Raw genomic sequence first — 12,779 nt, 5'->3', positions numbered from 1 at the left:
ATTGATTAAAATGAGCAAAAAATATTTATCCATTACATTAAGCCTACTGACAGTTTTGGCGACAATAATTTCGGGTTGCACCAAAATGGAGGAGATACACGAAGAATACATTGCTGACGGAGAAACAGTGTATAGCGTAAAAGTCGATAACCCGATCGTGTACCCCGGAAATGAACGTGTACAGCTTAAAGGCTATCTGAAAAATGCCCTACAGGTAAAAACAATAACCATAAGCTGGGCAAATGAAGACAATACCATTACCTCAAAGTCTTTTGATTATGATTATCATCAATCACCTGATTCATTTCTGGTTGGATTTCAATTATCTGAAGGACAATACTTATTTACCATTACATCAGAAAATGTAACTGGTAATAAATCAATTCCTGCTGATGCTTTCTCAAAAGTATACGGGCCAAAATACATAAGCTACCTTGGCAACCGGGAAATTTCCTCTATGGTGCCTAATATAACCGGTGGGGTAAAATTTACCTTTGCAAGTGCTGCGTTAAACCATACCGGGACTAAGATTGAATACAAAACGATTGATGGTCCCCCAAAGAATATTATGCTTCCTCCTTCTCAGAATGAACTGATACTTGAGGATGTAGACCTGTTTAGTACGTTGTCGTTTTCCAGTGGCTATTTGCCCGAAGAAATGTCCATCGATACTCTGTATGCCAATGCCAGAATTATTGATTTAAAGCCTTTAACCGAAATATCGTTTGAGTTTGACAAGTCAAGCTGGGAGATTGTTGACTTCTCTTCAGAGGAGCAAGCGGCAAATGAAGGAGGTGGCAACGGACCGGCAGCTAATATAATCGACGGCAGAAACAGTTCTTACTGGCAAAGTGAATGGTCAGCGCAAACCGCGCAACTACCGCACCATATCACGATTGATATGAAAAGAGAATTTAACGTGATGAACATCGATCTTTACAGAAGAAGCGGAACTAATCATACCAAAACAGTGAGTATTGAAGGGAGTTCGGATGGAAGTACGTGGGAGGATTTAGGAATTCTAAGTTACTCTGATAACGCAGGTGAATCAAAACAAGAACTCGAAATCACCGATGGTAAACGAATACGTTTTATCAAGCTAAATGTCACTGAATCAAATGTTCCGCCTTACGTTTCGTTAGCTGAAATTGTTGTTGTCGGTAAGTTGTAATAAGATTGATAATAAACATGAAAATCCTGTTTGGCTTTATTGGTCTGAACAGGATTTTTAAGTTATTGAAGGTGCCCTTCATTCTCTTTATTATTAGTGCTTTTTTATGTTCGCGTGTATGTTTATTGTTTAGAAATTGTCTATTTCTGAAAATAATATGACAATATAGTTCATGTATGTGATAATAGAGTGTAAGTATCTAAGGGGATCATATTTTACCTTTACATTGATCGTGTGGGAAACTAGATTTTCCGGAACTAAAAAACGGTAAATGCGGGAACATTCACCGTTTTGAAATGATGTTTTCACATCATGTGTAATTAAATAACAGCCTAATCAGGCTTTTGTATAAACACTAAATTCAAATTTATGAAAAAAATGTTTCATCAAAGAGGCATTCATGTCCGAATTGTGCTCTTAGCTTTTGTTTTCCTGTTTTCAGGACATTTCTTAGTAAATGGACAAACCACATCTTTGTCGGGAACTGTTACCGAAGCTGGAACCGGTATATCGTTGCCAGGTGTATCGGTCTTTGTAAAAGGTACCACTATTGGAACGGTTACCGGCAGCGATGGTTCATATTCTCTGCAAGTGCCATCCAATGCAAAAAAATTAGTATTCTCATTTGTTGGATTAAAAACCTTGGAGGTGGCATACACCGGACAAAGTACGATTAATGTCCAAATGGAAGAAGAAACTGTTGGGTTGGAAGAAGTGGTAGCCGTTGGATACGGTGTACAAAAGAAGGTGAACCTGACCGGTTCGATTTCAACACTAAAACTCGATGAAGCTCAAAACCGTCCGATTGCCAATGCATCACAGGCGCTTGCCGGATTAGCATCGGGTGTAACCGTAACGCAGGTCTCCGGGCAGCCCGGTGCCGACGGTGCAAGTATACGGGTTAGAGGAACAGGTACGCTTGGGAACAATAATCCCTTGGTACTGATTGATGGTATCAGGGGAAGTCTTTCGAACGTAAACGTGGCCGATATCGAATCGATTACTGTGTTAAAGGATGCAGCTTCTTCCGCCATTTATGGATCACGTGCCGCGAATGGTGTTATTTTGGTAACAACCAAAACGGGTAAGCAGGGTAACGATTTTAAACTGAGTTACAATGCGTATACGGGGTTTCAAAAGCCAACCCGCCTGACCGACTATGTGACCAATTCAGCTGTTTTTATGGAAGCCGTAAATACGGCCATCTACAATGAAGATCCAACAGCAACACCTGCATTTACACAAGATCAGATTAATCAGTACCGCAACAGCACCGATTCGTATAAATATCCAAACACCGATTGGCAGGAATTGATGTACCGCGATGCTCCTATTACTAGCCATAACCTCAGTGTTCGTGGCAGCGGACAGAAAACACGCTATTCGTTTTCTGTAGGTTATCTGGACCAGAAGGGAATTGTATTAGGAACTTCTACCAAGCAATATACCGCCCGTTTGAACCTGGATACAAAAGTTTCGGATAAGTTCAGCTATTCACTTAAACTTTCCGGTCGTCATGATGATGTGGACCAACCGGTGCAAGGGTCTGGTACCGTAATAGGATGGATTGAGAGAGCATTACCAATACAAGCTCCTTACACGGAGGATGGTAAATACGCATACAGTTCAATTTATTTTGCAAATAATACTCATCCCATTGCGGGTGCGTTGGAAGGACAGAATAATACTTCCTGGGACAACTTGCTAGCTAATTTGTCGGGAGAATATGAAATTGTCTCCGGACTAAAACTGAAAGGAACAGTTGGAGTAAGCAATTATCATATGTTACAGAAAGTATTCCGCCCCGATGTGAGTCTTTACAACCAGATGGATAATTCGGTAACCATTGCCCAGAGTGTGGGAGGGAAAGCATTATCAGCATGGAACCGTTACGATACCCAGCGCGATATTACCTTTGTTTCGCAACTTGATTATACCAAGACATTCGGAGAAAACCACAACTTTGGTGCGTTGGCAGGTTTTAACCAGGAAACCAACAAATTTAGCCGCTTGCAGGCGTCAAAAGATGGGTTGCCCAGCAATGCTCTGAGCGAGATCAGTGCCGGTTCTGTGGATCCTACAGCCGATGGTTATTCTGTTGATTTCGGGCTTCAGTCGTTTTTCGGAAGAGTAACCTACGATTACGCCAGCAAATATCTTTTCGAGGCAAATGTTCGCTATGATGGTTCATCAAATTTCGCCAAAGGTCAAAAATGGGGACTCTTCCCATCTTTCTCTGTGGGGTGGAATATTTCTGAAGAAGCTTTTATGGAAGATGTAACAGCTATTGACAATCTTAAAATTCGTGGTTCTTGGGGACAGTTGGGGAATCAAAGTATTGATCCGAATCAATACACCGCCTTTTTTAACCTTGGTCAGTCGTATTCGTACGGAGGATCGCTTGTTGGAGGAGCAGCTCAAACCAATCTGCCCAACCCCGATGTTACCTGGGAAAGTTCTACTCAAACCGATATTGGTATTGACCTAACTTTGTGGGAAGGAAAACTACAGTTGGTTACTGATTATTACATTAAGCAAACCGATGACATTCTTAGGCCAATCAACATTTCTACTACTATTGGAGCATTAAGCCCTCCAACCGTTAACCTGGCTTCGGTCGAAAACAAAGGGTGGGAATTTTTAGCTACTCATCGCAATAAAATCAATGACCTTTCTTATGAACTGAGTGCCAATTTCACAACCAACAAAAACAAGGTAACTTCTATTCCTTCGCCTGTTATCAGTGGCTGGTCGTGGATTGAGGAGGGGCGCCCAATTGATGAATTTTACGCCATTAAAATGCTGGGGATCTTCCAAAGCGAGGAAGAAGTAGTCGCCCACAAAGCGCAACCAACCGCCAAGCCTGGCGATGTAAAGTTTGAAGACTTTAACAAAGACGGCAAAATAGACGGAGATGACCGTCAATCGGCGGGAAATTCTATCCCCGATGTTATTTACGGATTTAGCGGAAATATTGAATACAAGGGTTTTAATGTGTCAATGATATGGCAGGGTGTGGAAGGTGTTTATGCGAGAACGGAAGAAGAACAAAAACCGTTTTTTAATTATGCTGGACTTCCAAAATTCTGGCTTGATAATGCCTGGACCAAAGAAAATCCAAATAATAAATATCCGCGCCTGACACGTGGTAGTAATTACGTAAATAATATTTGGAGGAATGGATCTACATTTCTCATTGAAGATGCTTCTTTCCTGCGCTTGAAAAATATCCAACTGGGATATACATTTCCTAAAAGCATTACAGAGCGCCTCAAGATCGATTACCTGAATGTATACGTAAATGCTACTAACCCGCTCACATTTACGAAGTACCGTGGTCTTGATCCGGAGAAGAGTCCTTTTGGCGGAAGAGGAAGTTACTCCAATGTTCAGATTTATACTTTGGGACTAAATGTTACATTCTAATTTAAACTTTAAAAGAATAATTATGAGATCAATATATTTTGCACTAATTGGTTTGTTTTTCTTTGCCAGTTGTTCAGAAGATATTCTGGAGGTGGAATCAAGTACGCAAATCTCCTCTGAAACATTTTGGCGTACTGAAAGTGATGTTCGTTTAGCTATTGATGGCACTTATAGTACGCTGGGAGATCTGGAGCAGAATTATATTTATCACGATGTAATGTCGGATAACGCATACAATAATTATCCATGGGAAGGATTTAAAGCAATTGCCGATGGTACACATACCGATTCTGATCCTTGGGCAATCTCAGGATTCTGGGAATATTGTTTTCGAGGAATCGGACGTGCGAATGTAGTTCTTGATAATTTGGATGATGTGGAAGGACTGAACGATGATTTCAAAAAATCGGTTCGAGGCGAAGCATTGTTTTTAAGAGCGTACTTCTATTTCAAATTAACTGACCATTACGGAGGTGTACCTATTTTCCTTGAGAGTCCGAAACTGGAACATGGCCAAATGCCGCGTGATACAAAAGAGAATGTGGTAAAACAAATTCTGATCGACCTGGATGAAGCAGCTTCGCTTTTACCGGCAACACAGTCGCAAACGGGCAGGGCTACAGTTGGGGCAGCAAAAGCACTGAAGACCCGGGTGCTATTGTACAATGGGCGTTGGGCAGAAGCAGCCACAACTGCCAAAGAAGTACTTAACATGAACTATTCGCTTTTTCCAAGCTACCGCGAACTTTTCATGGAAGCCAATGAAAACAATCAGGAAGTAATTTTTGATGTACAGTTCAAAGCCCCGGAGCAGGGAAATTTTAATATTCTTTACCTCGGAAGTTTTAGCATTGGAGGCTGGTCGTCAATAGTTCCCATGCAAAGCCTGGTTGATGAATATGAAATGACTGATGGCCTTTCGATTGAAGAATCACCAATGTATGATGCAGGACATCCTTATAATAACAGGGATCCGCGCTTAAAAGCTACCATTTTTGTTCCGGGAGTGACCGCGAATGGAATTCCTGATCATGAAGGTGAATATACCGGTTACACGTTTAAGAAATATACGGAATACAACGAAGACAATGTAGTCCCCGTAGTTGGTTATCCAAACACAACCGGAACGAATACGATCGTTTTTCGCTACGGACAAATATTGCTGGCCTACGCCGAAGCACAGAATGAAGCAGTAGGCCCCGATCAGTCGGTTTATGATGCGGTTAATGCAGTACGTACACGCCCAGGTGTTGAAATGCCTGCACTTCAAACCGGGATGTCGAAAGATGAAATGCGTCAGGCTATTCGCCATGAGAGAAGGGTTGAGTTGGCTCTGGAAGGAACCCGATACTCAGACTTGAAACGTTGGAAGATTGCAGAAGATGTACTTGATGGGCTGGTTGATCCGGGCGGCACACGTGTTTTCGATCCATCCAAACATTACCTGTGGCCAATTCCACGGGCCGAGTTTGACATTGAAGGAACACAACAGGAACAAAATCCGGGATGGTAAAACCGGTTCTCGATAGATTTAGTTTAGTTTGTTAATGAGAAGAGGCTGTCAGTTAAAGGCAGTCTCTTTTTTTGCGATTAGCACCTATTGAATTAGTTACAATACCCGGATACTAAATTGTTAATGGCCAAAACATCTGGTGATCATGGAAATCTTTATCATATAAAAACGGTTTTATTTCGGGGTGAGAATTATACTTAGTACAGGAGGACGCAGTAAAAGGTGACTGGAAAAGGGGTTGTCGGTGTTAGGCTCAGTTAAGCTTGTTTTTTTGAGAAGATTCGCGCTCAACCAACTGGGTTTTCAGAACAAGTGTTTGTGGTGTTTCTTTCGCTTGTTTGGCAATGAAAAACAAGCTAGCCGCAGCTCTGCCTATTTCAAAAGTAGGATGCGTAACGGAGGTCATGGGAGGATCAACCACTGTTGAATGAAACTCATCGGTAAAACCAACCAGTGCAATATCGTCAGGAATACGCAGACCATGACGTTTAATTTCCTTCATGGCGGCAAAAGCAACGGTGTCGTTGATTCCAAAAACCGCATCCGGCAGTCTTTTTAACTCAAGCAGGCGCTTCATGGCCTGTGTAGCTGATTCGGAGCTGAGGTCGCATGCTTCAATCAATTCCGCGATGACAGGCAATTTCGAAGTTTCTAAACCTGCCAGATAACCGCTCATCCGTTCTTTGGAAATGTTAAGGTGTTGCGGGCCGGATATAAACGCAATTCTTCTGCATCCCTGTTGATAGAAATGTTGTGTGATTGTTTGAGCAGCTTCCGTGTTGTCGGCGGTTACAGAAGACACCCGTCCGTTAAGACAAACACGATCAAAAAATACCAACGGAATATTCAGCTTAAGCAAATCCTCGAAATGAGCCGTTTCCGTTGTTTCCTGGCTCAGGCAAACGATGAATCCTTCCACCCGCGCACGCAGTAAATTTTCAATGGATTCTTTTTCCTTGAGATATGATTCATTGGAGCTGGCTAATAAAATGAAGTAGCCTTTCTCTTTGGCATAACTTTCAATTCCGGCAATAATGGAGGCATAGAAATGGGTAACCAGATCGGGGACAATCACACCGATCATGCGGGTTTCCTGCTTAAGCAAACCCATCGCAAGGGGGTTGGGGGTGTAACGGCGCTCCTGCGCCATCTTTTTGACTTTCTCCTTCATCGCAGCGCTGATGTCGGGATGATCTTTTAGCGCACGCGACACCGTCGAAATAGAAACGTTTAGTTCCCTTGCCAAGTCTTTTAATGAAATATGCCTGTTCCCCATAGTTTGTCCTTGCCAAACAAAAATAGTTTTTATCCTATCTAAACACCTACTATTTGTGTTTGAAAACATATTTTTTGAATTGCAAAGCTTGTCGCAAAGCTTTGCATGGAGATATTTAGATACGTTGTTTTGATTAAGAGCTGAAAATCACAGAAATTTAAGTATTCAAAAAGAAAAACCGATGAAGTTTAAACGGTATTGTAAAACCTTGCTGCTGGAAAATGATCCCAGCCTGATTGAAGCCTACCGGGAGGTTCATAAACCGGAGAATACGTGGTCGGAAATTACGCAGGGAATGAAAGAAGTCGGCATTTTGGATATGGAAATTTACATCATCCAAAACCGCTTATTCATGATTATGGATACGGTGCCCGATTTTGACCATGAGCAGGCTATGCAGGAACTGGCTCAAAAGCCCCATCAAGCCGAATGGGAAGCTTATGTGTCGCGGTTTCAACTGACGACTTCCGAAGCAACAGCTGGCGAAAAATGGGTGCTCATGGATCGAATTTATGAGTTGAACCAGCAGCAAACGTGTTTGCCAATAGACGGACAACCAAAGCAAATAGATTGACATGTTGAACAAACAGAATAAAAGCGGGCTCAATCTTCCGGCGATTGTATATGGCACCAGTTACCTGGGCAACCTGTACCGCGAATTGTCGGAAACCGAAAAGCTGAACCTGATGCAGGAATGGTTTAAGGTTAGCGATGGAAAAGTGATGATTGACAGTGCGGGGAAGTATGGTGCAGGATTAGCCCTGGAAGTAATTCGACAGGGGCTGGAAAAGCTTAATATTGAACCAGGACAAATTACGATTAGCAATAAGCTGGGATGGTACCGGGTGCCGCTGGAAACGGCTGAACCAACTTTTGAGCCGGGTGCCTGGGCTAACCTAAAGTATGATGCGGTGCAGAAAATCAGCTACGACGGAATTTTGGAATGCTGGCAACAAGGAGCCGAATTGCTGGGACCAAATTATAAGCAGGAGTTGGTGTCGGTTCACGATCCGGATGAATACCTGGAGGCGGCCGTTGACGGTATCGATCGAGAACAAAGGCTGAAGGATATTTTGGAAGCCTATCGGGCACTGTTTGAACTGAAGGGAAAAGGGGTGGTAAAAGCGGTTGGTGTGGGGGCAAAAGACTGGCTGATTATCAGAGAGCTATACAAGTACGTGAAATTTGACTGGGTGATGTTGGCCAATAAATTCACCATTTATCATCATCCGAAAGAGATTATCCGCTTTATGCAACAGCTGCATGCTGAAGGACTGGCAATCATTAACTCCGCTATTTTTAATGCCGGCTTTTTAACCGGAGGCGACTATTTTGACTACCGAATTCTGAATCCGGAAGATCCCGCCGATCAGCCTTTGTTTGCCTGGCGCAAGCAGTTTTTTTCGGTGTGTGAGAAATATGCGGTTCAACCCGGTGACGCCTGTTTGAAATTTGCCTTGTCGGCTCCCGAAATCAACGCAGTGGCACTCAATCCCAGCAAGCCCGAACGAATGGCGAATAACAAGGTTGTGATAAACACGCCGTTACCCGAGGCTTTTTGGCAGGAACTAAAAGATACGGGAATTATTGATCCAGACTATGCCTATCTGTAAATGATTTAAGCTATGATTATTGATACTCACCATCATTTTTGGAATTATAATCCGGTTGAATTCGGCTGGATTGACAATGAAATGGCTGCCATACGTAAAAGCTTTCTGCCGGAAGACTTGGCAAGCACCATTCAGAACTCCAGCGTTGATGGCGTGGTAACTGTTCAGGCCAGGCAATGTCTGGAAGAAACGGAATGGTTACTGCAACTGGCTCCAGAAAATGAATTTATAAAAGGAGTGGTTGGATGGCTTCCTTTGGCCGATAAAAACATTCAGGCCATTCTGGACCAATACCGCGGAAACAGGTGGCTGAAAGGTGTCCGACATGTTGTGCAGGGGGAGTCCGATCCTGAGTTCATTTTAGGAGAAGCTTTTAACCAAGGCGTTTCACAACTGAAAGAATATGGCTTGGTGTACGATATTCTGATTTTGGAGCACCAATTAGCCAACACCATTCGCTTTGTAGACCGTCATCCGGATCAGCAGTTTGTGGTGGACCACATTGCGAAACCGAAGATCAAAACAAACGAAATACAGCCTTGGCAAAACTTACTGAAAGAATTGGCCAGACGCGAAAATGTAAGCTGCAAAATTAGTGGAATGGTAACTGAGGCAGACTATCAGCATTGGACCGAAGCGCAGCTTCATCCTTATTTCGATGTGGTGCTTGATGCATTTGGCCCAACCCGTTTGATGTTTGGTTCCGATTGGCCGGTATGTCTGGTGGCAACCAACTATTCAGAGTGGCTTCAGCTGGTAAAGAAGCAGGTATCGACATTAAGCTGCGAAGAACAAAATCAGATTTTTTATCACAATGCCTTGACGGTTTATCAACTTTAATGATTTAAAAAGAAATGAAAGCAATTGAAATAACAAAACCGGGAACGATAAAAGTGGTGGAGAGACCAATGCCTGGTCATGGAGAAGATGAAGTTTTGTTAAAACTGAAATATGTTGGTTTTTGCGGATCGGACCTAAGCACCTACCTGGGCAAAAACCCGATGGTAAGTTATCCGCGTATTCCCGGACACGAAATAGCCGCAGTGATAGAACTGGCTGGAAGCCGGGTGCCGGAGAATTTCAAGCCTGGTAAAAACGTGACTGTTGTTCCTTATACCAATTGCGGGCAGTGTTCTGCATGCAAAAAGAAACGCTTCAATGCTTGTCGTTACAACCAAACATTGGGCGTGCAGCGCGATGGTGCCATGGCCGAATACTTGGTTATTCCCTGGCAGAAAATAGTTGAGAGCGAATCCTTGTCTTCCATTCAATTAGCCTTGGTTGAGCCTTTAACAGTCGGCTTCCATGCTATAGACAATGCCGGGGTTACGGATGTTGATACGGTGTTGATTTTTGGATGCGGCATGATTGGAACCGGAGCCATTGTCCGGGCTAAACTACGCGGTGCTACTGTTATTGCAGTTGATATCGATGATGCAAAACTGGAAATAGCAGGGCAATTAGGTGCTACATATTTAATTAACTCGAACAGTCAGGATCTTCATGCTGAAGTGCAAAGAATGACCAATGGAGATGGCCCTTCAATTGTTGTTGAAGCAGCCGGAAATCCTCTTACTTACAAAGCCGCGATTGAGGAAATTGGCTTTGCCGGACGCGTGGTGTGTATTGGCTATGCCGGAGAGGAAATTGCATTTTCAACCAAATTGTGGGTGCAAAAGGAATTGGAAATACTGGGGTCTCGCAATGCCACTCCTTCTGACTTTGAGGCTGTGATTAATTACCTGAAACAAGCCAAACCCGATGAAAAGTTGCTGGTATCAAAAATTGTTTCAGTTGAAGAAGCTCCTCAAGCCATGAAAGAATGGTCTGAAGCTCCCGGAAAAGTATTGAAAATACTGGTGCGTTTTTAGTTGATTAGAGAGACCGCATGATAGGTTTTATAAACAAGAAATTTTCGAAAAGAAATTTACATTTTTAAAAGAATTAAACTTGATTCTTCACTTTAATCAAAGGAGTATAATAACAGATATAGCTAAACTTTAACAAGTGAATTATAATAAAAATAGTTTAAATGAATTCCTTTTTGTACGTTTTCAAAAAGGGGATGAATTGGCATTTGAACATATTTTTAAAGCTTCATACAACCAGCTGGTTGGCTTTTGTCTTCAATTTGTAAACAATCGGGAAGAAGCGAAAGGAATTGCCCAGGAAGCTTTCGTAAACCTTTGGCTCAATCGTGAAAAGATTTTAAAAATAACGGGTATAAATGCATTTCTTTATACTTCTGCCAAATCAGCCTGCCTTAAACATATCAGACATTTGCAGGTAGTTAAGAAATATTCCGATTGGAGATTAAATGAAATAGAGAAGCAATTGCAGATTGAATCTCTTGATAGCTTGGATTTTAATTCTATGGAATATGTCGAATTATACGAACTAATTCAGCAATCTATTGAAAATTTACCTGAAAAGAGCAGAATGGTTTTCGAAAAAAAGCGCTTCGAGGGAAAAACCAATAGGGAGATTGCTGAAGAATTGGGGATTACCATTAAATCGGTTGAAGCAAATATGACACGAGCAATAAAGACACTAAAGGTAAACCTAACAGAATATTTGCCACTCTTCTTTGTTTTGATCATTCTTTCATAGTAAAGCTTATGATCGGTTTAGTCAGGGTTGCATAAATCCTAAAAACGTTTTCCTTTTCAAAAAAAAATGAACCCTGATATAGGGTTTACTTTCCTTTAGGGTTACTAATTGTAGAAGTAAAAAAATGGAAGAAATCATTTTATATAGATATTTATCCGGCGAGGCTTCAGAAGAGGAAGTACAACAGGTGTTTAGTTGGGTACAAGAATCAGGTGAAAACCGAGCAGAAGTAATCCGGTTAAAACAAACGTGGGCTTTAGCCGCGTCAGCCAGTGAAGATGGGGAAAAAGCCTGGGATCAAGTGAAGAGTCGGCTAAAAACAGATTCCCCAAGAATAACTTTATGGCTCTCATTCATAAAGTATGCTGTGGTTGGAATTTTGCTTGTTGGAATCGGAGCCATTTCGCAGAAGCTTTTAACCAAAAAAGCACAGGAAAGTATTTATGCTGAAAATACCAGTTTTGAAGTTCCTGTGGGGCAAATGTCGTGTGTGTTTTTGCCCGATGGCTCTTTGGTTCATTTAAATTCGGAAAGCAAACTTTCGTACGCCAATGATTTTTCAGCGGGCAATCGCGTGGTAGAACTAAGTGGAGAGGCTTATTTTAATGTGCAGTCTGATGATGAACACCCCTTTGTAGTTAAAACCCCAGGCAAGGTACATGTAAAAGTGCATGGAACGGCATTTAATTTACGTGCTTACAACGATGAAGGCAAAATTCACACAGTGCTGGAAGAAGGAAGTGTAAGCATTATTGATGATACCGGGAATGAACTTACAAAACTAGTGCCTGGTGATAAAGCATTGTATTCTGCTGAAACGAACAAGTTGACGGTGAGCAAGGTAAGAACAGAATTATTCTCGTCGTGGAAAGATGGTTTGATTACATTCAGAAATGAACGCCTTGGTGATATTGCCCGAATGATGCAGCGTTGGTATAATGTTGAGATAGTGTTTGATACACCTCAATTAGCTGATGAACTGTACAATGGGACAATAATGAAAAACAAACCAATAGATCAGATTCTTGAAGTATTCAGAATAACTAGTTCTATTGAATATACTATTACACCAAGAGTCGATAAGCCAACATTAATCTATTGGAAATCAAAACGAAAATAGATTAACTAAAGAAATAACATCAAACTAAAAACTAATACTTATGAAAATGA

10 protein-coding genes are annotated in these 12,779 nt (G+C 41.9%); 9 read left to right on the top strand and 1 reads right to left on the bottom strand.

The window, feature by feature from the left end; all coding sequences use genetic code 11:
• Positions 1-10: 10 nt before the first annotated feature.
• The 3 genes from D1614_RS21670 (at position 11) to D1614_RS21660 (ending at position 6,110) form a co-directional block, all read left to right on the top strand.
• Positions 11-1,171: a DUF4998 domain-containing protein gene (locus D1614_RS21670; RefSeq protein WP_119440092.1), complete on the top strand. Its 1,161-nt coding sequence runs from the start codon at positions 11-13 to the stop codon at positions 1,169-1,171.
• A 369-nt stretch (positions 1,172-1,540) separates the two neighbouring features.
• A complete protein-coding gene (locus D1614_RS21665; protein WP_119440091.1) occupies positions 1,541-4,597 on the top strand; it encodes a SusC/RagA family TonB-linked outer membrane protein in 3,057 nt (1,018 codons plus the stop codon).
• A 22-nt stretch (positions 4,598-4,619) separates the two neighbouring features.
• Positions 4,620-6,110, top strand: coding sequence for a RagB/SusD family nutrient uptake outer membrane protein (locus D1614_RS21660; protein ID WP_162304599.1), 1,491 nt, complete (start codon positions 4,620-4,622; stop codon positions 6,108-6,110).
• A 253-nt stretch (positions 6,111-6,363) separates the two neighbouring features.
• Here the strand turns inward: D1614_RS21660 and D1614_RS21655 are convergent, their stop codons facing one another.
• A complete protein-coding gene (locus D1614_RS21655; protein WP_241558148.1) occupies positions 6,364-7,356 on the bottom strand; it encodes a LacI family DNA-binding transcriptional regulator in 993 nt (330 codons plus the stop codon).
• 211 nt (positions 7,357-7,567) lie between these two features.
• On the opposite strand from D1614_RS21655, the gene D1614_RS21650 reads away from it, so the two are divergent.
• From D1614_RS21650 to D1614_RS21625, 6 genes are all read left to right on the top strand, one after another.
• On the top strand, positions 7,568-7,960 hold the full coding sequence (locus D1614_RS21650) for an L-rhamnose mutarotase (RefSeq protein ID WP_119440088.1): 393 nt from the start codon (positions 7,568-7,570) through the stop codon (positions 7,958-7,960).
• Position 7,961: 1 nt separating this feature from the next.
• Positions 7,962-8,999: an aldo/keto reductase gene (locus D1614_RS21645; RefSeq protein ID WP_241558147.1), complete on the top strand. Its 1,038-nt coding sequence runs from the start codon at positions 7,962-7,964 to the stop codon at positions 8,997-8,999.
• A 12-nt stretch (positions 9,000-9,011) separates the two neighbouring features.
• Entirely contained in the window at positions 9,012-9,839 is an 828-nt protein-coding gene (locus D1614_RS21640; protein ID WP_119440087.1) for an amidohydrolase family protein, read from the top strand.
• A gap of 14 nt (positions 9,840-9,853) precedes the next feature.
• On the top strand, positions 9,854-10,870 hold the full coding sequence (locus D1614_RS21635; protein WP_119440086.1) for a zinc-binding alcohol dehydrogenase family protein: 1,017 nt from the start codon (positions 9,854-9,856) through the stop codon (positions 10,868-10,870).
• A 136-nt stretch (positions 10,871-11,006) separates the two neighbouring features.
• Positions 11,007-11,609: an RNA polymerase sigma-70 factor gene (locus tag D1614_RS21630; protein ID WP_119440085.1), complete on the top strand. Its 603-nt coding sequence runs from the start codon at positions 11,007-11,009 to the stop codon at positions 11,607-11,609.
• A 124-nt stretch (positions 11,610-11,733) separates the two neighbouring features.
• The gene (locus D1614_RS21625; protein WP_119440084.1) at positions 11,734-12,729 is read left to right on the top strand and encodes a FecR family protein; all 996 of its coding nucleotides are present in this window, start codon (positions 11,734-11,736) and stop codon (positions 12,727-12,729) included.
• The last annotated feature ends 50 nt before the right edge of the window (positions 12,730-12,779 follow it).

Source organism: Maribellus luteus (genome assembly GCF_003576475.1).
Lineage (GTDB): Bacteria > Bacteroidota > Bacteroidia > Bacteroidales > Prolixibacteraceae > Draconibacterium > Draconibacterium luteum.
Note: the sequence above shows the minus strand (reverse complement) of the source record. Positions and strands in the feature narration are given on the sequence as shown.